Origin of the sequence: Nocardia sp. NPDC051750, assembly GCF_044453135.1 — a bacterium.
Classification (GTDB): Bacteria; Actinomycetota; Actinomycetes; order Mycobacteriales; family Mycobacteriaceae; genus Nocardia.
In genome coordinates this window covers 1,619,481-1,644,154 of record NZ_JBITCK010000001.1, presented here as the reverse complement: position 1 = coordinate 1,644,154, position 24,674 = coordinate 1,619,481, and the positions used below count along the sequence as shown (strand labels likewise).

At 69.9% G+C, this 24,674-nt stretch carries 1 protein-coding gene (only partly in view); it reads right to left on the bottom strand.

Features of this window, described 5'->3' with window-relative positions:
• A protein-coding gene (locus tag ACIA75_RS07275; RefSeq protein WP_397100797.1) for a hypothetical protein crosses the window boundary here: on the bottom strand, nucleotides 1–24,674 show its 5' portion. It extends 9,463 nt beyond the left edge of the window; the window shows 24,674 of its 34,137 coding nt (coding positions 1–24,674); the start codon lies at nucleotides 24,672–24,674; its stop codon lies off the left edge, out of view.

The window sequence follows — 24,674 nt, the reverse complement described above, 5'->3', positions numbered from 1 at the left end:
AGGTCGGCCCGGTCCCGGACCTCGCGGCGCAACCGATCGAGTTCGGCGGCGAGTTCCTTCGGGCTGAGGCCCTCGTGGTTCTCGATCCGGCCGTCGCGGTAGGCCTCGTAGATCTTCACGAAGGTCTTGTCGTCGGCATCGGTCAGATCGACGCCGACGAGCCGGGCCCAGTCGCGGTTCGCGGTCGGCCGCTGATCCGGGTCGTCGTCCGGGATCCGGTGGCTGTCGGGCCGGGCCGCCGCGTCGGCGACGGCGCGGGCGAAATCCTCGGCGCCGAGGACCCGCACGGCATCCGCGATGAGCGCGCGCAATCCGCCCATGGCGTCGCGGTCGTGCATCGGGAACCGGCCGTCGGCGATGCGCGGGTCGGCGGCACGGTCACCACCAGGAACGTCGGTGAAGGGATCGATATCGAACAGGGCGCGCACATACTCGCCGAGCGCGTCGCGCACCACACCGTCCTGACCGGCGCGTTCCAGCCGGCGGATCACCTGGTAGAGCTTTCGGGCGTCGAGACCGCCGGTGTCCAGGGCGAACAGCCGCCGGCCGTCCGGCCCGTCGACATACCCGGGTGGCAGCAGGGCCGCGATCCGGCGGTCGACGCCCGCCCGCTCGGCGGCCGTCGCACTGGACATCTTCCGGGCGATGTCTTCGGATACCAGGCGTTCGGCCAGGCGATTCCGCGCCGCGTCGACGGCGGCCGCGTCGATCTCCCGGAGGCGTTTCGCATAGCCGGTCAGATCGCCGAACTGCTGCAGCCGCAGCGCCCGGCGCGGACCGGCACCCAACCGGTCGACCACTGCCCGCGGTGTCAGCGTCTGTTCCGGTGCGTCCGGGTCCGGGATCAGGTTCAGTCCCAGGCGCTCCGCCAGGCGGCTGCGCGCGTCGGTGAGCTCGTTGAAGAGTTCGATATCGGTGGCGGACCGGATGAAATCGGCCAGCGCCTCCAACTGCACCGCGCGGACCGCGTTGTCCAGCAGCAGATCGGCCGCCGTCCCGTGCAGGTCGGCCTGGTCCACATCGTCCGGGGTGAGACCGAGATCCCGCAATACCTGCGCGATCTCGGCGGCGACCTGCCGCGCCGGGCGCGGCGGTGGATCGCCGAGGGCGCTGCGATGTTCCTCCGGGGAGCCGGTGATCTGTCGCCACGAACCGTCGTCCTCACGGACCAGCAGCACTTCCAGCTCGCGGCCGAGAATTGTCTCCCGTAGGTAGCGCAGCTGTGGGATCGGAGCCGGATCGAGCACCGTTTCGCCGGTCCAGTCGCGCCGGGCCGTCCGGTAGTCCAGCACCAGTTCCCCGCTGTCGAGTTGCCGCTCCAGGCCGCGGTCGGCGGCGAGCGCGTCGGCGAGTACCTGGCTGCGATCCCGCGATCCGTCCACTACGACCAGCCGGTCCGGCCGGCCCTCGCCGCCGGGGACGCGCACGATCTGCCGGCCCAGCAGCTCGCCCACCGGGTCGCTGAGATCGGGGTCGGGCAGGGTACGCCGTGCCGCGTCCACGAAATCCGCGACCCGCTGCGAACGGGCCACGTTCTCGGCGCGCAACCGGTCCACCACGGCCTGCGGGTCGGCGAGCAGATCCTCGAGGGAAAGGTCGCGCATGGCGGCCCAGCTCGCCAGCTCGTCGCGGATCTGATCGCGGCGCAGCGCGTTCTCGAAGAACCGGCGCAGCCCCTGGTCGCGGCCCAGCTCGTAACCCTCGCCCCACATCGGCAGCTCGTCGGCGCCGTTCTCCACCGGCGTGATGCCGAGCAGGCCGGGCTCGTGGCCGAAGGCCGCCAGGATTTCGATGAGGAACCGCCCCATCGGGTTCTGGTCGATGAAGCTGACCGCATCGAGGAACGGGATCGCGCGACCCGCCGGATCCGGTGCCGCGAAGCGATGCGGCCCGGGCGGAGCGGTGTCTTCCTCGTCGTCGAAGAACCCGTCGGGATCCTCCTCCGAACGCCGTCCGTCCAGCTCCCCGGGAGGCCGCGAACGCGGCAGCCCGCCGCGTTCGGTGTCCGCACCCGGGTCCGGGTCCCGCATGGTGTAGGGCAGGGTCTGTTCGATGAGATAGCGCTGAACCGCGGCGGCCAGGCCCTCGATTGCCCCGGTGGCCCGGGCCACCCGGTACTGCTGTTCGTCGATGACCCGGGCCAGCGTCTCCGGACTCTCGTCGGGCAATTCGATATCCAGCAGCCGCCGGGCCGCGTCGGTCAGGCTCTCGCCGTCCGGCGGCGGGCCCACCGGCAGCTCCGGTCCGCGGGCGTCCCGTTCCTCGTTCAGCGCGTCGGACAGCGCGTCGGCTTCTTCGCCGGAGATCAGCCCGCGGTCGCGCAGCTCTTCCAGAATCTGTTGCTGTTGGCCGGGTTCGGCGTCGGGTCGGCCCGCCACCGTCAGCAGGTCCCGGAGCGCCTGCTCGGTGGTGATGCGGTGCGTGTCGAGGTCGGCGAGCAGTTGGTCGCGGGCCGCGTCCAGGGTGCCGTCGGTGAGCCACGGCTGGTATTCCGTGCCGTCGCCCGGATACATCGGCACGAATTCGCCGGCGGTATCGCGCATCCGCGCCGAGAGCCGGCCGAAAAGCGGTATGTGCTCGCGGTTCTGGATCCACACCGGTGTCTGCTGGGCGATCCGCAGCAGGGTGGGATCGGGCGGGCTGCCGTCCGGAACCGGCCCCATCACCGGCTGATCCGGGTTGGGTGGCGGGACGGGCGGTGCGGGCGGCGGCGCCGGATTCACCAGATCCGGTATTCCGGCGACCCCGTCCGCGATCGCCGCCTGTCCGCGACTGTCCCATCCGGAGCCGGACGGATACTTGACCTGCGTCTCGCGGATCGGCCACATCCGCCGGATCGCCTCGAGTTCGCGGCGCAGCGCGGCCAGCCGTTCCGGTGTGGCCGACGGGAGTTCGCCCTGCGGGACCAGCCGCCAGCTGTCCGGGCCGTCGGGGACGAGATCGAAAGTGATCTGCTCGCCGCCGAGGTCGAGCACCAGCGGGGGGATGATCGCATCGGGGTCGATCGGACCGTCCTGCGCGGCGGATTCCTCGTTCTCGGGAACCCGGTCACCGGGGTCTTCCGGTGTCGAGGCCGAATGCGGTGGTCCGGCGGGCGGCTTCTTCCCGCCACCCGCGCCGCCGGCCTCCGGCTTCCCCGGTCCGGGATCGGAGTGGCCGTCACCCCGCCGGGGCGGCTCGCGGCCCGAGTCCATCGCGTCACGGCGCGAGTCCGTCGGGTCGCGGCCCTGGTCCGCACCGTCGACGCCCGCGCCGAGCTTGCTGCGCACCCCCTCTCCGAAACCGGTCCACGAACGCCCGTGTTCGGCGACCTCCGTCAGCATGCGGAACAGCTCACGCACCGGCCGCGGGGCCGCCTCGGCACCCAGCAGCACATGCTCCATGAACGCTTCGGCCAGCGCTTCTTTCGCCCAGAGGTCGCCGTCGGCGGTTCGGCTGTACCCGCTCAGCTGGTTCAGCCATTCGCCGTAATCGGCGTCCGGGTCGGCCGACGCCCGATCGAGCAGGTGGGCTTCCGCAGTCAGTCGCGCAATGCCGCCACCGGCGTAGTCCAGCGCATGACCGTACTCGTGCACGGTGACGGCATACACCGCCCGGCGCAGCACCGTGGGTGAGAAATTATTGTTGTCCACCGCGGTGCGGACCTGGTCCAGGAAGTTCTCGACGTTGGTGGCGTGCCGGTAGTTGAGGGTGATGTCCCCGGTGTAGAAGGTATCGGTCGCACGGTCGAGTTCCGAGCCGGTGTCGGCGAGCGTACCCTCGCGGCGGTCGCCGATACCGATGGACCGGATATCGGTCTGCGGGAATCGCCGGTGCATATCGGTGATGGCGCGGGCGTATTCGCGCACCACCTCCGGGTTCAGGTCGGGCAGGTCGAAGCCGAAGGTAGCGAAATCCGGGTTACCGGTCGCGGCGCGCAGGAGATCGCGCAGTCGTTCGCCGACTTCCACGGGTGTCAGGCCGGACCATTCGTCCCGTTCGGGGGCACCGAGCAGAGCGATATCGTCCGCTCTTGTATCGGGTGTGCGGTCCGGCCCGGCAGCGGTGTCGCCCGCATCGTCGCCCGCGGCACTCTGCACGGCATCCCGGCCGAGTCCGGGCCCGGCGGGATCCGGTGCGCCCGATCCCCGGCGCGTTCCGAAAGGTCCCCGGTCCATGGCCCGGGCGATTCGGCCACGTGGTTTGCCGTGTGCGGTCAACTCCGCGCCCGGGTCGTTCAGCACCCCGGCGATCCGCCGGACGAGCCGTTCCGGAGTCGGCTCGGTCATGCCCTCGAAATACCGGGCGAGCGCCTGGAAGCTGCCTCCGCCGTCCGGTGCCGGTACCCGCCAGCTACCGGCACCGTCGGGCTCCAGCGCCACCTCGATACGGCCGGCACCGATCTCGACCCGGTGCCGCTGGTGATGGCTGGGCGGCGGACGGTCGGCCACCAACGCAATCTGCCGGGTGTGCAACCGATGCGCCACAGCGGCCGGATGCGGCGCCCCGGGGTCCAGCCCCTCCGCCAGCGCCCGGCGGTGCCCCGCCTCCAGATAACCTGTGCGCAAGCTACCGTCGGGTTCCCGGAACCGGTCGCCGGGGTGGCGCTGACCGTCCTTGGCGTGGAACGCATCCGGACCGAGCTGCTGCACCCAATCGTCGAAGCCGAGATCGGTGCTCCCCTCGACGCGGAAGCGCAGATATTCCGCGAGCATGAGGCGTAGCGCCTGACTCCTGCCCGGTTTCCGGAACTGGCCTTCCGCCAGAGAGGCACTGATACCCCCCTGCGAGCGCGACACATCCTCGGCGTCCGATCGCACCGGGTAGTACAGGAGTTCGTGCGAGCCGTCCCACAGCACGTCCGTGTATTCGGGATGGAACAGACCCAGCTCCCGCACCGCGGTGACATGATCTCCGTCCTCCGCCACGATCACCAGCCGCGGCCGGGTACCGGCGGGGCCGGAGAAGCGCGCGACGCGGTCGGTCAGTCGTTGCGCCGACCGGTCGTCCCACAGCTCCCGCAGTTCGACCAGGTCCCGATCGAGCGCCCGGCGCGCCCGGTCGGGGTCCGGCTCCGACCGGGTTTCGAACCGGTCCGGCTCCGCGGATTCTGCAGGCGCGGTGCGGTCCGCGGCGGACGATTCCAGCGATTCCGTGAACCGCCCCCAGACGACCCGATCATCGCCGAGGACTGCGCGCACCACATCCATGACGGTCTCGGCGTCCTCGAGGCCGGACTTACGCAGGTATCGGCGCAGCGCCGCGAGCCCGGCCTCGTAGGCGGTCCGTTCGGGTGAACCGGCGGTTGCGGGAGCCTGCCGCGCCTTGGCCAGCGCTTTGTCGTAGGCGTCGGTGTAGGCGCGTTCGAGCGGGCCGACCGGAACGAACCGGCCGAGGTCGCGCACGGCCCGCAGCATCTCGATCTCTTCGGCCATGTTGCGCGCCCGCAGTGCGTGATCTCGCGGAGTGTCGGCACGTGGGCCGCGGGTGGCCGGCGGCGCGGCGGTCTCGAGCACATCGTGGGCGCGGTCCCAGGCGGCGGCGAAATGATCACCGGGGGCGCGGCCGTCGATCAGCGGCCCCCACGGCAGAGCGGCCCGGACGGCGCGCACACCCGCGCGGTGCGCGGCCGCGTGGAAGAACTCGTCGGAACCGCCGAGCGCGCGGCGGTTGCCGTAGGCCCTGGCCGCGGTCCGGTAGGCATCGGCGTAGGTGTCCACATAGGTTTGCGCGAGCAGATCACCACCGGGTGCGAGTTTTGCCTTACGCAGATCGGTGTCGATGAGTCCGCGGGCGGACAGCGCATACGCCTCGGCGAGGCGGTCCAGCATCACCTCGGCGTATTCGTCTCTGGACCGCGCCATCCGTTCCCACGCCGGATCCACCGTCGCCAGCTGGTCGGACATCCGCGCCGCGAACACCAGCGCTCGCGCATGCTGTTCGACCGTATCCCCGGCGTACAGGAGCACGGTGCGGGTGGCCGGATCGTAGCCGGCCGCGGCTCCGGTAACGGTGCGTTCGCCCGCGGGCGGGGTGAGCGCGACCGCGGGGTCCGCGCTCATTTCGACCCGGACCCCGGTGCGGTCCAGCGTATCCGCCACCCAGTTACCGAGATATGGGACTCCGATCGGGCTTCCGGTCCCGCGCAGGTGTCCCACCGCCACAGATCGGGCACGATCGGCGGCTTCCGCCACTCCACCGTGCTCGTTCCGGAACCCGTCGCCGGGTGTGCGAGGCGCACCGGTGTCCGGTACCGCAAGTCCGCGCGCGGCCGCCGGCAGGAAATCCGCCTCGTCGACCAAGTGCAGTTCACCGGAATAGTGCCGCTGCACCCGCACACGTGGTTCGAGCCCGTGGGCGGTGTCGATATCGCTCTGCGCTGTGACGAGGAGCCCGGCCTCCGACCGGGTACGTAGCGCGGGCAGGTCCGTGAGCCGGTCCGTCAGCTCGCCGAGTACCCGCAGATCGTGCGCGACCACGGGGTCCTCGGTGAGCCGGCCACGCCTCTCGAGTTCGCGGAAGTACTCGGTACGACTGTGCGGTTGCTGGTCCTCGGCCGGTCCGAGGGCATTCCCGAGACGGTCGGCGACCTCGTCCCACTCCGCCGCCCACCGGGCCGCGCGGCGCGTCGACGCCGCCTCCGCTCGCAGGAATTCTGCGACCGCCCGGGCCGCTTCCGGTGACGTCGGCACATACTCCCGCAGCTGATAGGGCGATGACTCGTCCTGAAGTGCGTCCCACTCGGCACCGGCTTCCAGCCGGCCGCTGACCCCGAGTTCCGGTTGCTCCGGGTTGTCGAACCGCGGGTTGCCCAGGAGCTCACGGATACCCGCGCGCCGCGAATCGGGGCCGGGCTCGGCGCCGGCCGCTTCCGCCCGCGAACGGGCCGCTTCCACCGCACGGTGGTAGGCAGCTTCGGCTTCGCCGCGCCGCAGACTGTCGATCCGGTCGGCCGTGGGCCTGTCTGCGACGTCGTAACCGGCCGCCGCGAGCTCGCGATGGAATTCGGCCTGCCGGGCAAACGCTTCGGCTTCGGCCGCCACCCGCGCCGATACGTAGTCCGCGCGGTCCATCCCGCGGATCCGGCCGGGCAGCACCTCGAGGTGTCCGTTCACGACCACCTCGGCCAGCGCGGCCGCGCGGACGAGAGCGGCCGCCTGACCGATCTGGTCGCGGCCCGCGGTCGCGACCACGATATCCATGGTTGCGCCATCGAAACCGTCACCGAGATCGGCGAGCTCCGGGTCCGGATCCAACCGGATCTGCGCACCGGCGTCGCGGAGCACGGTCAGCGCGTGCCGACCGGCGGCGGTGCCGGCCACCAGTTCCAGGACCTCGGCCGCCGCCGGCCCGCGCGAAGAGGTAGCCAACCGATCCGCACCGGCACGAACGAGCTCGAGACCCGCATCCGTCAGCGGTCGGCCCTGCGCACTCTCGTCCGGTGCTGCCGGATCCGGTGACCCGCCGAGTGATTCCCGCGCCTCGCCGTCCGCGCTTACTTCCGGGTCTGCTCGATCCGGACCGGGGACATCGGGTGCGCGCCCGGCATCCATCGCACCGCGGGCACCGGCACGTCCCGCGGCGCCCTCCGGCGGGGTGCCGACATGGTGGATCAGCAGCTCGTACAGTTCGCGGACGGCCCGCACGGCCGCCGCCTCGCGACTCGCCCGGTCGGTGCCGCCCAGGATGTACTCGGCAAATGCCTCGGCCACCGCCTCGTCGCCGCGGAGCAGGCCGTCGTCCAGGCTGTATCCGCTCAGCTCGGCGAGCAATTCGCCGAAGTTCACGTCCGGGTTCTCGGCCGCCAGCCGCAGGAGATGGTTCTCGGCCTCGCCGCTCGCACGCAAACCGCCCGCATAGTCGAGCGCATGACCATATTCGTGGACCGTGATCGCGTAGACGGGCCGGCGCAGCATGGCCGGCGAGAACTGATCGTTGTCCACACTCCGGCGGACCCGGCCGGCGAAATCGGCGGGGTTCGTGGCATGTTGCCGGTTGAGGGTGATATCGCTGGTGTAGAAGGTCCCGGAGTCGTTGTCGAATGCCGGTCCGGCGTCGGCGAGTACGCCCGCACGCGCCTCCCCGATACCGGCCGACCGGATATCGGCCTGCGGGTAGTCGCGGTACATCTCGGAGACGGCGCGCGCGAATTCGCGGACGATCTCGTGATTCACATCCGGTAGATCGAACCCGAACACCTCGAAATCCGCGTTGCCGGTGGCCTCGCGCATGAGGTCGCGCAGCCGCTCGCCGACTTCCGGCGGCGTCAGCCCGGTCCATTCGTCCTGGTCCGGGACACCGAGTACCTGGATATCGTCCTGCACACCATCTGGGACCGGCCCCTCCTCCGGCGGGGTGCCGTAATCCGGGACATCCCGCGGCGCAGCGTCGTCGGGCACCTCCGGCCCGTCTTCCGGCGGGGTTCCGTAGTCCGGGTCCGGCGTGGGCCCGGCCGGTGCCCGCTCGCCCAGCTGCGGGACAGCCGGTGCGGGCTTGTCGAGCACCCGCCACATCGCCTCGTACGCGGCGGTTTCCAGTCCGACCTTCGCGAATCGGAGCTGGTCCCACATCCGCCCGAGCGCCGCGCCCGGCGAGTTCCGGTCGGCCGCCCGCACCAGCAGATCGTGCAGTCGCACCATATGGGCGCGGGCACCGTCGCGGCCGTGGGTCACGACCTGGTCGAACGCCTCCTCCAACGCCCAGCCGAGATCCATTTCGCCGGACGTGGTCTCGAAGACGTGCCCGCTGAATTCGGATCGCAGCCAGTCGGCGTAGCCTTCTTCGGTCGCGTCCCCGAGCCGCTGGCCGAAGTAGTGCACACGCAGTGCGTTGTCGACCAGTTTCTGTGCCGACTCGCGGCCGGTGATATCCAGTGCCCGCGCCCACTGCTGGACGGCGTTCGTATATACCGGCCGGTCGTGCGCACCCGAGTTCCGCGCGTAGTAGTACTCGGCGGATATCGGCTCCATCGCGAATTTGCCGATATCCCCCGCCGACCGTTCGTCGAACGTGATCGTCGCGGAACGCCGTGTGCCGGTTCCCGTGTCCGATTCCGGCAGCGTGAGCGCCAGATGGTAGCCGTCCCCGAACCCCACGCTGTGGACAGCCGCCATCGGATAGTTCCGGGCCATATCCGTCAAGCCGCGCGCGATCTCGCGCACGATGACCGGATTCAGTCCTTCACTCTCGAATCCGAACACAGTCAGTTCGGGGTTGCCCAGCTTTCGCAGCTCGGCCTGCAGCTTCTCCCCCACCCCGACCGGCGTGAGGGCAGACCACTCGTCGTTGTGCGGGGCGCCCAGCACCCACTCGGGACGCTCCGCCATGACCACCCGGCTCATGCCGAGGTCCGGGTCGAAGCCAGGGGTACGTGCTTCGATACCGTCCTGGGCCAGCAGCAGATCGTGCAGCAGAACGAAGGGCCCGGCCGCGCGATCACGGCCGCGGGCCGTCACCTCGGCGAACGCATCGGCCAGCAACGTTTCCGGCTGCCAGGCGCGCCTTCTCCCGACGCTGTCCGTCCCGAAGATATCGAGCGTGCTCTGCATCCAGTCGATGAAGGCCAGCCGGTGCTGATCGCCGAGCCTGTTGTACGAGTAGTGCTGCGCAAGGGCTTCCCGGACCGATCCTTCGGCCAGCCCCCCGGTCGTTCGATTGATCATTTCGGCAAAGGCCCGTGCGGTGTGCCGGTACGTCGAATCCAGGGCTACCCGGTCACCCGAATGGGGCCGGCCGGAGTACATCCGGAGCAGCCCGTCCGCGGGCCGGATCGAGACGCTCCGGTACCGGTCTCCCGGGACGATCTCCACGCCGCGCACCGGCATCTGCGGATTCCGGGCGATCAAATCGGTTACGCCCCGCGCGAACTCGCGAGCCTGTGCGATATCCACCGATTTCGCCGGGTTGGACGGGTAGCCCTCCATCACGCGGCGCGGCGCGGAATCGGGCGGCGGGACCCAATCGAAACCACGCACCTCGAAGTCCGGATTCCCGGTCATCGCATGCACATACTCGCGGAGGGTGTCGCCGATTTCCGCCAGAGTCAGATCCGACCATTCGTCGTCGACCGGGATCCGAGCCTGATCACCGGAACCGGCTGGGCCGGCATCCGGTTCACCGCTGATGCCGGGTCGCGATGCGTCGGCGGGGCCGACATGGTCCGGGGAATCGTCCGGGAGGTTCGCTGCCGGATCATGAGTTCGCGACGGGGCGTCGAGATAATCGCGCAGCAGGTTGTAGATCAGCAGTCGCGGTTCGCTGACCTCGGGCCGCCCCCGCCCGGCGACCAGCCGGGACATCTCGACCTCGGTGAAGGCCTCGGCCAGCGCCTCGGCATGTTCGAGCCGGCCGTTCCGGTCGAAGCTGTATCCGGTGAGCGTCCGGTGCAACCAGTCCTGGAACTCCGATTCCGGCCCGCCCAGGAACATCCGGTAGTAGTCGGACAGGACGGACTCGAGTTCCGCCCGGGCGCCGCGGCGGCCCGCGTAGTCGATCGCATGCCCGAATTCGTGTACGCCGACGGCGTAACCGGGCCGCAGCAGCATATTCGCGTTGTATTTGCCGGCGACGACGTTGTCCCGCATCTTCCGCAGCAGCAGTTCTGGGTCGCGGGCGTACTCGATATCGAGGGCGATGGAATCGGCCCGGACCGTGCCGGTCCCCCGGTCGGTCACCGGTTTGTTCAGCGCCATCGCGCCGTTCAGATCGCCGATTCCGATGCTGCGCAGATCGGCCTGCGGATACCGCCGGGCCATATCGATGATGGAACGCGCGAATTCCCGCACCACCACCGGATTCAGATCCGGCAGGCCGAACCCGTACACCTGGAAATCTTCGTTACCAGTGAGTTCGCGCATCTCATCGCGCAGACGCAGACCGGTTTCGGTCGGGTCGAGATCCGACCAGTCGTCGTCCGGGGCGTTGAATCGTTCGGCATCGGTCCGGCCGTCGGAGCCCCCGGTGATATCCAGGGCAGCAACCGGATCGTCGATCCGATGAGGGGCGTGGGGGGCGTCCTCTGTCCGGTCCAGGAAATCCGGGGCGTCGTCCTCGCGCTGCCGGGCGGTTGAACCATCCCCGTTCGGTCCGGCTGCGTCGCCGCCCGAGCCGGGCCGCAGCAGTCGCATGAGCCGCCCGAGACCCCGCCGTGGCATGGCATCCGGCGAAAGTTCGGCCTGCGGATCGTTCAGGATGCGCGAAATCCGCCGAACGAGGGCATCAGGATCGGCGGCGGTCATCCCGCGGAAGCGCCGGGCGAGCACATCCGCGGCATTACCCGACCCGGACGGCGGCGGCACCTGCCAGCCGCCCCGGCCGTCGGGTGCGACCCGGATGGTCACCAGGCCACCCCGGAACTTGACGACCCGGGGCGCCGCGGCGTCGTGTGACCAGCCGGCGAGCGCCGAGTTCGACAGCGCGAACTGCCGGGTGTACATGCGCTGGACCAGAGCCGCCGGATGCGGCTCGGTCACAGGCGGATCCGCATCCACGGAGCTCTGGTACACCTGGGTCACGAAATCCGGGCGCAGGTCGCCGACACGGCCGGCCCGGCTGTACGTTTTCAGGTATTCCTCGGTGATCCGGGCGTCCGGGCCCAACTGCGCCAGCCAGTCGTCGAATCCGACGCGGACCCGGCCCTCCTGCCGATAGCGAAGATAATGGTCGAGCAGCAGGATGGTGGCCTCGTCCCGATCGGGCAGGCGGTCGACACCCTCGGCATCCGAATGACTCAACCAGCTCAGCCTCGGGTCGCCGTCGATTCCGGTCGTCGGTTCGAGGTAATCCAAACCATGGCTGCGGTCCCAGAGGACGTTCGTATAGTCCGGGTGGGTGGTCGCCAGATCACGCAGGGCGTCCATATGTTCACCCCGTGGTGCAGCGATCGACAGCATCGGCCGCCACCCTGTCGCCGGACTCGCCGGGTAGCGAAGGATTCGGTCCGTGAGTCGCTCCGGCATTCCACCGGACACGTCCGTATCGAGCGGGGTACCCATCTTCGCGTCGAGCAGCCGCCGGGGCAGATCCGGATCGGTGGGACCCGTTCTGTCCCTCGAATACTCACTACGGTCGGGAGCGGGCCTGCCCCACCGCGGGTTGTCGCGGCCCTCATCAGCAGAACGGACGGCGTCCATCAGAAGCTCGGTCCGCTCGGCTCCCGCCCGCTCCAGGAAGCGGCGCACGGCGTCCCGGCCGGCCCGCCGGGCCACCGCCTGCGGATCCTCCGCACGGTGGTCACCCCGCTGGGCGCGTTCGGCGCGACGGAGAGCACGGTCGTGGGCGGTGTTGTATGCCTCTTCGACCGGACCCACCGGGAGAACCCGCCGGCCCCCGGCCCGGACCTGCTGAAAACCCTCGATTTCCAGCGCCAGGAGTCTCGCCCGCTGGTCGAGCGCCGTAGGACCGTCGAGCGTGCGGCCGCCCCGCGGGTCGGTGACACTACCGGCGTCGGCCGCGAGGCCCTGCGCCCTCGCCCAGGATGCCTCGAACCGGGCCGCGAGGCCGCCGGTCCCGATCACGGGCCCCAAAGTGTCGATTTGTGCCCGCACCGTCCGGTAACCCGCCCGGTGCGCCGCATACTCCGGGTGCACCTCGGGATGTCCCGAATAAGCCTTGCGCACGCGCTTGTACGCATCGGCGAAGGTTTCGGCGTAGGCCCGCGCCAGCGGATCGCCGGATGGGCGTTCGATAACACCGAGCCCGTTGACCATCGTCCGGAACGACTGGGCGTAGCCCTCGGCGGCCCGGTCCAGCATCAGTGATACGAACTCGTCGCGCGTCAGGGTTATCCGCTCCAGCAGATGATCCCCGGCGGCCAGCAATTCGGCCATCCGGGCCGCGACGATGAGATCCCGCGCATGCTGGGCCGAATCGTCGGCGCTGTCGAGCACCACGATACGGGTGACCGGGTCGTAGCCCAGTGCCTCACCCAGCCGGGTCCGTTCTCCCGCGATCCGGTGCGCCGCGGCCTCGGGGCCGGAGCTGAAACGCACCTCGAGCCCGTGCCGGTCGAATATCTGGGCGACCCAGGCCGCGAGAGTCGTATCCGAATATCGGAGTGCTTCCTCGACCACGTCGCGCGATTCACGAGCAGGGGTGTCGCGGTCCGGTTCGGTGGCCGATCGAGTCTCCGGCGGTCCGGTGGCGGGCCGCGGCCCCTCGGCACGTGCTTCGGCCGGTGTCCACGGAAGGTATTCGGTCATCCCGTCGGGCGGCCGGATATCGTGCTGGGCATCCCAGTCCGCGCCGCCCATTACCCGACCGGGAGCGCCGAAGTTCGGGTGGCCCAGGACCGCGTCGATACCGGCCGCCCGCGCTGCCCGGTGCGGCTCCGCGCCCGCTCCGGCAGCACGGACCGCCGCGTCGCAGGCATCCAGATAGGCCGATTCCAGCATCTGCTGCCGCACCACGTCGACCGCGTCGGCGCGCGGACCGCCGAGCGGCGCGAAACCGGCCGCCCGCAGGTCACGATGGAATTCGGCCTGCCGGCCCAGCGCCTCCGCCTCGGCCCGGTTCCAGGCGTCCACATGGGCGTCCCGATCCAGTGCGCGCACGCGGGCCGGTGTCACCTCGACCTGCCCGGTAACCACGGATTCGGCCAGCGCCGCGATACGCACGACCGCCGCCGCCTGGGCGATCTGGTCCCGCTCGGCGGCGCCGATGAGCACATCCATCGTCCGCGGGAAGAACCCGTCCCCGGTGGTTTCTCCGCCGGGCGGCTCGTACCGGACCGTGGCGCCCGCATCCCGCAGCACGCCGAGCGCATGCCGGCCGGCCGCACTGCGGGTCAGAATCTCCCGGATTTCCGGCCCCACCGGGTCGGCAAGGCCGTACTGCCGGCCATCGATCGGATGGTCCTCGCCCCGAATCAGGTCCAGCGCGTCCGCGGGTGGATCCGGTTCGATCCCACCTGCGTCCGGCGCACCGAGGAGATCCGGGCCGTCCGGCTCGTCCTGCCGCGCCGCGGGCCGGTCCGGTGTATCGAGGACCCCGACCGGCCGGAAATCCTCGGTGCGCCGTGTCCCTTCCGGACCCAGCGCGCCGATGAGTTCGTTGTAGAGAGCCAGGACAGCGGGGTTCACCCCATCCGGACCGCCGGATAATTCGTAAGCCTGGAACGCTTCGGCGAGCGCCTCGCCGGGGTTCAGCGAGCCGTCCCGGTTGAGGCTGTAACCCGTGAGAACCCGTTTCAGCCAGTTCTTCTTGGCATCGCGGTCGCTGGTGTCGACGGAACTATCGCGGAAGAAGAGATCGTGCAGGCGCGAATCGGCTCGCAACCTGGTCCGCCGGTAGTTCCCGGCGTGGTCGAGGGCATGCCCGAACTCGTGTACCGCCAGCGCGTACACCGGCCGCTGCCCCGCACGCGGGGAGAAGGCTCCGGCGGCGACCCGGCTGCGGGCCATATTCGCGGTCAGCTCGGCATTACGCAGATAGACCTGGCTGAAGGTCATCGACTCGCTGAAGGACCCGCCGTTGCGGTCCGCGTTCGTCGATGCCAGCCATCCCGGCGGCACTTCGCCGATACCGATCCGGCGGATATCGACCTTCTTGTACTGGGTGAACATTTCCGTCAGACCCCGCGCGAGTTCCCGCGCGAGATCGGCATCGACGCCGGGCATATCGAATCCGAACACCTCGATATCGCGGTCGGTCAGTTCCGACAGGCGCTGCTGCAGGTGTTCGCCGACCTGCGCGGCGTCGCGTCCCGACCATTCGTCGTCGATCGCGGCGCCGAACCGCTCCACGCGATCGTCGCGGCGGCCCGCACCCTCGCCCGGCCGCTGGTCCGGGTTTTCCGGTGCGGCCCGGTCGGCACGATCACCGTCCATCAGATTCGGGCCATCGGTTTCGCGCCCGGCAGGGTTCCCGTCCAACTGGTCGCGGCGGGTGAGCGAGCCGGTCTCGGCCGGCGGCGTATCGGGGACATACCGGAGCAGCAGGTCGTACATCAACTGCCGCACCGGGGAGAGCGCCGGCCGCTCGGATTCCGGTAGCAGACGCGCCAGCTCCGCCTCGGCGAAAACCTCGGCGAGCGCCTCGCCTTCGAACAGGCCCCGGCCGTCCTTGTGGAAGCTGTATCCGACAAGCTCGCGGCGCAGCCAATGCGGGAAATCCTGTGCGGGCCCGCCGACCTCGTGCGCGTAGTACTGGAGCAGTTCGTATTCGAGCGACAACCGCGCCTCGCGGCGGCCCGCGAAATCGACGCCGTGGCCGAACTCGTGCGCGATCACCCCGAAAACGGGCCGGATGAGCACATTCGGGTTGTATCGCCCCATTTCGGAAAGTAGGTGCACGGCGTTCAGCAGGCGGTGTGCGCTACGTGCGTACGGGAGGTTCAAGGTGATCCCGTCGGCCCGCACGTTCCCGGTGCCGGGGTCGGGTACGGGCATGGCCGAGGCAATCGCGCCGCCGATATCGGCGATTCCCACACTGCGCAGATCGACCTGCGGGTAACGGCGCTGCAGTTCGAGGATCGACCGGGCGAATTCCTGCACGATCGCCGGATTCAGATCCGGCAGACCGAATCCGTACACCTCGAATTCGTGGTTGCCGGTGAGCTCCCGCATCTCCGTGCGCAGCTGCCGCCCCACGTCCACCGGATCGAGGCCGGACCACCGGTCGGCCGGCGCGGCCAGCCACTCGGCGTCCGAGTCGCTGCCGGCCGGGTCGTCCGCATCGGGTGGCGTGTTCTCGTCCGGCCCACGATCCGGCGCCGCGTCCCCGGCCGGTTCATCCCCGGTGGACTCGTTCCGGAACACAAGTCCCCGCAGACCCACATCCCGGATGTGATCGCCCAGCCGCCCGGCGAAACTGCGGTCGGCGGTCCGCTGCACCGCCGCCAGCAGCGTGTCATAGACCAGCCGCACCACCGGCCCGGTATTGTCGCGGCCGACGGTTTCCACATGCTGGAATGCCTCTGCCAGCGCCTCGGCGGGCCGCAGCCGGCCGTCCCGGTGCAGGCTGTAACCGCTGAGGTTCTGTGCCAGCCAGTCCAGGTATCCCGCGACTGTCTGCTCACCGAGATCGTTGGCCGAGTAGTACTCGAGCAGCACCGTGTCGAGAGTGCGCGCCGCATAGCGCATCCCGGCGAAGTCGAGCGTATGCCCGAACTCGTGCAGTACCGTCGCGTACACCGGGCGATCCAGGGCACTGGAGTAGTGGAACCCGCTTTCCACGCTGTCCCGCACCGCGGTGAGGAAGGGCCGGGGCGCCGCCGCATAGCCCTGATGGAAGTGGATGTACTCGGCCGGGTATCCCCGCCGCGTGAAGTTCACGTTCAACCTGGACTCGCCCATCACCCGGGTGTCCAGATCGGCAAACCCCACACTGCGCAGGGCAGGCTGCGGGAACCGAGCATGGATATCGGTGATCGCCCGTGCGAATTCCCGGGCGGTTTCCGGATGTACGTCGGCACTGAACCCGGATACCCGGAACCGGTCGTTACCGGTGAGTTCCCGCATCACCTCCTGCAACCGCTCACCGACCTCGACTCCCGACAACGACGACCATTCGTCGACGGGCGGCGCCCCGAAACGTAGTGCCCAGTCCAACTCGGACAACCGGTCGACGGATATCTCTTCCCCGGCCGGAAGCCGTGGCTCGACACCATCCTGCGCGAACAGCAGGTCATAGAGCGCCCGCACCTGCTCGGTCGCATTGTCCCGGCCCCGCAATACGACATCGGCGAATGCCGCCGCCAATACCGTTGCGGGACGGCGGTCGACCACGGCGCCCCATTCACCGACCGCGGTGCGCAGCCAAGCGCGGTAGGCGCCGGAATTCCACTCGCTGTCCGCCCGGCCGAAGAAATGCCCGACAAGCAGTCTGTGGGCAAGGATGCTCGCGTCAAGCCTGTGGCCGGTCGCGCTGTTGACTGCCAGGCCGAATGTGTGCACGGCCGCCGCGTAGGCCGGGCGCTCGCCCATTCCTGCGGGCAACGCACCGGATTCGACGGCACCGGCAACCCACCGGAAGCGCTCGGCCCCGAGCGCATAGGCGCGGCCGAACCCGAGAATGTACTGGCGGTCTTCCGCTTTGAAATCGATCGTCGTGATCCTGCCGAACGAATCCCAGTCGTAGCCACCGACGTTCGTCTCGATCTCGATCCGCGCGACCGCGAGCCCCGGGAACCGGCGGAACATTTCGACCGTCGCCCGCGCGTACTCGCCCAGGACATCGGCATCCAATTCGGGATCGTCGAAACCACGCACCTCGAAATCGGGGTTCCCGGTGAGCCGGCGCAGCTCCGCGGCCAGCCGATGCCCGATCTCCGCGTTGCCCAGACGCGCCCATTCGTCATCCACCGGAGACCTCAGCACGTCCGTATCGGTGCCTTCGACCGTATCCACCAGATTCCGGACCAGCAGATCGTGGACCGTCCCCAACTGCGCATCGACCGCCTGCCGGCCACGCAGCACCGTCTCCACGAACGCATCGGCCGGGCGCACACTGCGTGGGAGGTTGTCCGCACCGATATCGAGCGCAGTGAGACCCGGATACAACCCCCGCGATTGCGCCAGAAAACGATCGACGATCGTCGGCGGGGCGATTTCCCGCCCTTCTATTGCCTCGGCGAAGTGCCGCAGGGCCGCCGCGTATGCCGGGCGCCGAGCGAATGCCGGGCGATCGTGGCCATCGACACGTCCACCGAGCACCGCATCGGTGATCCGTTCCCCATCGGCAACATCGAGAAAGACCGAACCCCGCAATTCACGCCGCACGCGTCCCGCGCTCGCCTCGTCGTATCCGTCGAGAATCACGACACCGGGCGCCTCGAAACCCGGAAAACGCTGGAACATATCGGATATCGCCCGGGCGTACTCCTGCACCACCTCCGGCGCCAAACCCGGCAGATCGAATCCCGACACCGCGAAGTCCGGATTTCCGGTGACCCGGCGCAGCCGATCGCGCAACTGCCGCCCGACCTGCTCCGGTGCCAGCCCCGACCATTCTTCGTCGACCGGCACATCCAGCCGGCCCGCCGGTGCACCCGGTTCGCCGACGTCGTCACGGCCGGGGTCCACACCGCCGGGCTCGGGTGGCGCAAGGCCCCGCGTGGCCGGGCCCGGTGTGCCCAGGTCCCGTGCGTCGAACCAGCCGTATTCGGCCGGTGCGGTCTCGTCGGCGATTCGGACGAGCAGGTCGTGGATGATCCCGACCGGCCCATCCGGATCCGGAGGCGGAGTTCCCTCCGGGTCGAACCGGCTCATCGTCACGGCGAGGAACGCTTCCGCGAGCGCCTCGGCGGGGTTCAGATGCGGGCTGCCGGGGTGGAAACTGTAACCGCTGAGCGTTTCCCGCAACCAGGCAAAATAGTCATCGATACTCGTGGCATCCGGATTGCGCTGGAAGAACTCCCGCAGCAGGTGACCGGAGACCTCGCGGCGCGCGGCGTGGTCACCGGCAGCGTCGAGTACATGGCCGAACTCGTGCACCACCCGCGCATACGCGGGACGGTGCCGCACCCCTGTCGGGAACCATCCGGAGTCGGCATTGGCGTCGGTGGCGCGGCGGACTTCAGCGGGATTGCGGGCCATGGCCGCATTGAACTCGATGCTGCTTGCCCGCCGGAGGCCGCCGACGGGCGTCCACCAGGTACGGGCGAAAACCCCGTCCCGCATACTGTCGCGGAAGCGCACCGAGTTCAGCCGGGCCGACGGGTTTTCGGTGAACATATCGACCAGGGCACGGGCGTACTCGCGGACCACCTCCGGATGCAGTCCCGGACGGTCGAAACCGACCACCTCGAAACGCGGGTTACGGGTGATCGCGCGTATTTCGTCACGTAGGCGGGTGCCGACTTCCGCCGCGGACAGGTCCGACCAGTCATCGTCGGCGGTGACACCCAGCAGCTCAGTATCGGAGGGGCGAGCAGCCCCGTCCACGATCGGCAACGGCTGGGTGTCGGCCGTGGTGAGCAGCGGCTGCCCGTCCCCGGCACGCGGCAAGGGCTGGGTGTCGCCGACCGCCGGAATCGGCTGCGTATCGTCGACGCGCGGTATCGGGCCGGTGTTGTCCGGGTCGCGACGATCGTCCGGTGACAGCGATCGGCCCCGGTCCGCGCCGGCACTGCTCTCGGGGTTTCTGCCGACACCGCCGATGACATCGAACGACACCGGCCGCCCGCGGCGTTCGAGATCGAAGCGCCGCACGGTGGTATCGCCCTCGGCAGTGGTACGCGCCTCGACGTACTCGACCTGCAGCGTCCCGTCCCGATGGGCGGTGAGCAATTCCTCCCGGGCGCGGAGCACCGCGTGACCGGTATCGCTGTCCGGGTCTATTCCGCGCGCGCGCAGTTGCGCGGGAGTTTCGGTGAGAACCCTGGCGAGGTTGTTGTCGATCGCCAAGGTACGGCGTAGATATTCGGGTGAACCCTGTTGCGCGTCCACGGTTCTCGACCCGCCGAGTGGCGAACGGCCGCCCTTCGCTTCGACAACGAGCAGCTTCGGCGGCGTGGTATCGGAACCCGGGACGAAGGCCGCGACATCCACGACATTGCTCGAGGTGCTGTCACCCTCCAGCGGGGTGAGCTGCACGACCCCGGGATGCAGATCTCGATCCAGCGCGTACGCGAGACCACCCAGCTCGCCCAGATGCTGTGAGGTGGCGACCTCCCGCAGTCGTAGCGCATGGAACTGCCGGGCATGCTCACCCAGCGCGTCGAGTGCCGCGGATCGCTCCGCCCGGTGACTATCGCTCAGGTCCGGGTTGTTGCGGACCAGTCGCTGCTGCTTCGCAATCTCCTCGCCCACGGCCCGCGGGCTGCGATTGCGGATCTCGGTGAGATCTCGGCGCGTGAACCGCCCCAGTTCCGCCTGGAGCCGCGCACGGTCGGCGTCGAGGCGGGCGTGTTCGGCCCGCTGTTCGGCCCGCTGGGCCACGGCCTCGGTCATCCGCTCGGCGAGCGCCCGGTCGGCCGTCCGGTACGGCTGCTCCGGCCCGAGTTGTGCGTGATGCCGGTAGTCCGCGGCGCGGGATCGGCCGGGATCGTCGCCGAAGAAACCGTCGGCATGCAGGTTGCCGACGCCGCCGATCGTATCGATGGGAACCGGGGCGCCGTCGCGGGTGAGATCAAACCGGCGCACCCTGACATCGCCGTTCGCCCCGGTCCGCACCTCGTGGTACTCGACCTGCAGCGTTCCGTCCCGATGAGCGGCCAGCAGGTTGTCCCGTGCGCGGGTGAGCGCGCGTCCCTGGGCGCCGTCCGGGTCGATACCGCGGGCCCGCATCTGCTCGGGGCTCTCGGTGAGCACGGTGGCTAGGTTCTTGTCCATGGCGAGGGTCCGGGCGAGGTATTCGGGCGAACCCTGTTGTGCGGCAGATACTCTCGATCCACCCAGCGTCGACCCCACACCCTTGGCCTCGACGACGAGCAGTTTCGGCGGCGCACCGTCGGCCCCGGGCACCAGGACCGCGATATCGACGACGTTCTTCGCGCTGCTCCCGCCCTCGTAAGGCGACAGCTGAACCGCCCCCGGGTGCAGTTCCGGATCCAGCGCATAGGCCAGCCCACCCAGTTCACCGAGCTGCTGCGAGGCAGCTACCTCCTGCCGGATCAGCCTGCGGTAATCCTCGGCGTGGATGCGCAGATCGTCGAGAATCGCGAGCCGTTCCTGCCGCTCGTCTTCGCTCAGGCTTTCGTCGAAGAGGACCTGCTGCTCTTCCCGGGCGATCTCGCCCTCGAGCTTGTTCGGGGTGAGATATCGGAGGTCGGTGAGATCGGCCCGGCCGACAATCCCCGCTTCCACAGCGAGCGCTTCGAGGTCGGCGGCGAGCCGGTCGCGGCGAGCCTGCTGCTCGAGCCGCGTGGCCGAGGCCTCGGCCAACTGCCCGGCCAGCACCGGATCGGTCGGCAGATACGGTGCGGCCTCGCCCAGCTGCGCGCGATGCCGATATCCGCCCCCGGTGCGCGGATCGGGTACCCAGCCGTGCTGGTCGCGTAGCCGGAAATCTGTGTCGCGGTAGGTGTTCGGCGGGTCGTCGCGATGATGCCGCCGCCCGCCGGAATCGGTGTAGACGAGATCGTCGCCGGCATCATTGCGCGGTTCGGCGCCGGATTCCTCCCGCTGCCCGGGCGAACCTTCGTCCTCGGGGCGATTCCGGCCGTAGTCGACACCGGACTCCGGAGCACGGCGAGCCCCCGCCTCACTCTCATCCGCACGATCCAGGGTCGCGTCGTCCCGGCGCCCGGATGTCTCGTCCCCACCCCGGGCGGCCGACTCGTCCTCGCCTCGACGGGCCGGTTCGTCCTCATCCCGACCGGCCGACTCGTCCTCATCTCGACGTGTCGACTCGCCTTCATCGCGACCCGCGGGCTCCTCATCGCGACCCGCGGGCTCGTCCTCATCGCGGTTCGACCGCTCGTCCTCGTCACGCGAGTCCGGGTCGTCATCCGACGGTGTCCGCTCGTTGTCCCTTGGCCAGTCGGAGATCCGCGTCTTCGGTGGGCGGCGCGCCTCGTCCCACCGGTTGTCAGCGGTGGCGCGGTGTTCCTCGGCTTGACGGTCGGCCTCGTCGGCGCGGGCGCGGAGCGCATCGCCGAGGCCGGCCGGGCCGTTCTCGTCGAAACCATCCGCCACCAGCCGCAGGACCTGCGCGCGCCGGCGTTCCAGCAGGGACGTCAGATCGGCGGCCTCGGCCTCCCGCCGCGCCGTGTACTGCGCCTCGTTTTCCCGGCGACCCTGCCGGTTCGCCCGGTAATCGTCCTGGTTGTGCCGCAGATACTCCTCGACCGACGGCCGGACCCGGGCATCGTTCCCGGACGGCGGAACCACCCGGCCCGCCCCGTCCAGGATCGTCGCCGATACCTTCCGGACCTCCGCCGGCGCGTCCGGCGGGTAGCCACGGGTGGACGGCGCCCCGGTCGGATCCGAGACCACGATCCGGTATTCGCCGGTGAGCGGGTCGGCCACCACCCGCATCGAGTAGGCGTGCGAACCCACCCCGTGCTCGTCGACCGGACCGGCATAGCTGTCGATCACGAACGCCCGCGGTCCCCGGCCCGCGAGCACCAGTTCCGGAGGCAGTTGCGCGGCCTGCCGCATCAGTTCGTCGGCGACGGCCTGATGCCGCGGCTCGGGTTCCGCACCCGGGCGCTGGTCCGGGGCCGGATAGTCGTAGAGCTTCCCGCCGAGCGCGTCCTCGATGTCGGAGCGGTCCATACCGCGGGGCCCGACCGGATCTTCCGGCGGCCTGATCCGGGTGCTGCCGGTCTCCTCTTGGAGCTGGGCCAACGTCAGTCGCGCGCATTCGCCGCGGTTGCGCGGCTCGGCGGCCCCCTCGGGCTCATCGAGGTCCCGGGTCCGGGTGTCGTCGGTATCGTCCGGCGAGGGGTCGAGGTCGTCCGGGTCGTCCGGGGCGGGATCGAGGTCGTCGGCGGAATCATCCGGGGAGCGGTCCGGGTTGTCGTCGGGATCGGTGCCGGCCCGGCTATCGCGGCGGGGGCCGCGGGACTCCGGATCACGCGGCGTACTGCGCGATCCGCCCTCGCGCATAGTGGAGGTATCTCCGGGCACCGGGAGCGGAAGCACATCCTCCGGCCCGATCCGGCCGTCGCCGACATCGCCGGGGACCCGGCCGCCGGGGAGGTCCTGCCCATTGTCCGCCGGCCGGGCCTTGTTCGAATCCGGTGCGGGAGCATCGGTCCGGCCCGCACGAATACCCTCCGTGCCCGGATACGGCGACCGCTGCCCGGCCCGGTCACCGGCTCCCGCTCGATCACCGGCTCCGGCCCGGTCGCCGGTCCGCGCGCGCGACCCACCCTCGCCGGCGCCCGGCGACGAACGGGAATCACCCGGCGCTCCGGGCTGTGCCCGCTGATCGCCGCCGCTGCCGGGAGCGTGCGAGGAGCCGGGAGCAGCCGGACTGGAGCCACCGGGAGTGGCACCCGGAGCGGCCGGTGCGGAACCCGGCGCGGGCGTGGCCCCCGGTACTCCGGCGGCCGGTGGCACCGGCGCACCCCCCAACGGGCCCGCCACCGGTGCGCCGACGACCGCACCCGGCGCGCCGGTACGGTCGCCACCCAGCGCCGGATCCCCGGTCCCGGTGACCCCGTCGCCGGCCGTACGACCGGCGCTCTGCGACTCCCCTGCGCCCGTATCCTGCTGTACACCAGCGGTATCCGAGGTCTCGGAACGGTCCCGCCCCGGATCGGTTCCGGAATCCGCGACCGGCCCGGTAGGTTCCTGCCCCCCGGACCGGTCCGCGATACCCGCACCGGAGTCGGACCGGTCACCGCCCCGGGACGGCTCCGCGGCCGCCCCCGAATCCGTGGAATCGTCTCCGCGCGATACCTGACCGCCGTCGTTCGCCGGCGTGCCGGAACTCGTCGAGCCGGGATCGGAATCGCCGCGGCCCGCGCCGTCTCCGCCACCGTTCGATGGATCGCCGGTGGCCGAGGCCGGGGAGCTGGGCCGGTCGCCGTTGCTCGAATCGCCGTCGCCGTTCGACGAACTGTCGTTCATCGACGAGCCGTTGTGTGCAGGCCCACCCTCGCCCGTGAACCCGTTACCTTCGGGGCCACCCGGCGTCCGCGCCGGGCTACTGGTCTGCGATCCATCGGGTCCCACGCCCGAACCGTCTGTGCCACCGGGCAATCCGGCACCGGGGGCGAAACCGGCGCGCGGGCCGGAACCGTTCACTTCCGCGTTGATCCGGTCCATGAGGGTCCGGTCGCCCCAGGTATTGCGGAAGTCCTCGCTGTGCACCCCTATTCCGAACTTGCCGCCCGCCGCGTTGATACCACCTTTGTAACCACCGGTGATCGCCCCGTTGGTCATCCCGGAGACGATCCCGAGCGGCCCGAACTGCTGGGGCAGCGACGACATCGTCTTGTCCATCGCGTCGCCCCAGTCCCCGCCGTTGTGGTACATGAGGACCGCGAACTGAGCCGGGATGGCGGCGACGGTACCGGCCACACCGCCGGCGAGTCCGGCCACGGCGCCGGTGGCCAACCCGTCGAATGTCTGGCGCAGTATCCCGCTGCCTTCCCGGCGCAGCGCATTCCCCATCAGATCACCCAGCGGGCCGGCGGCGGCGCCACCTGCGGCGGAGGCCACCACCGTGACCCCGATCTGCCCCAGGTCGAAATCCGGGCGATGCCCCTGCTGGATCTGCCACCCCTGGATTCCGACCTCCTGCAGAGTGCCGAGAATCGTATCGATGGCCACATGGCGCAGCAGGAATTTGGCGAACTTCTGCCCGGCGATCCGCATGATCGCCTGTATCGCCCGCTGAGTCAGCAAACGCACCGCGACCCGGGTCGCTGCGACGGCCGCGGCGTGCAGCGCAGGCCCCGCGAAAAGGGCGAACGACGCCGCGATGAGCTCCGCCAGCAGCAACGCCAGCGACGAGAGATACATCAGCTTGGTGTATTCGATCTCGGTGCCGGTGTTGTACGCCGCATCACCGAGTGCCCGGAAGTTGTCGGCGAGTTTCGGCACGGATTGATCGGTATCGGATCCGTCACCGGAGATCAGGCTGTCGAAAGCCTTGATCATCTCGGCGACGCCGTCACCCTCCGGATAGGCGTACAGCGAGGCACGCTTGGCCTCGATGATGTCCGAGACGATATCGTCGAGTGAATCTCCCGCGCCCCGCCAATCCTCCCCGAGGCCCCACATCTCGTCTTCGTTGCCCTCGGGCCATTCCACACCCGCGATCCATGCCAGGTTCTGCGCCCAGCCCGGGATATCGATCAT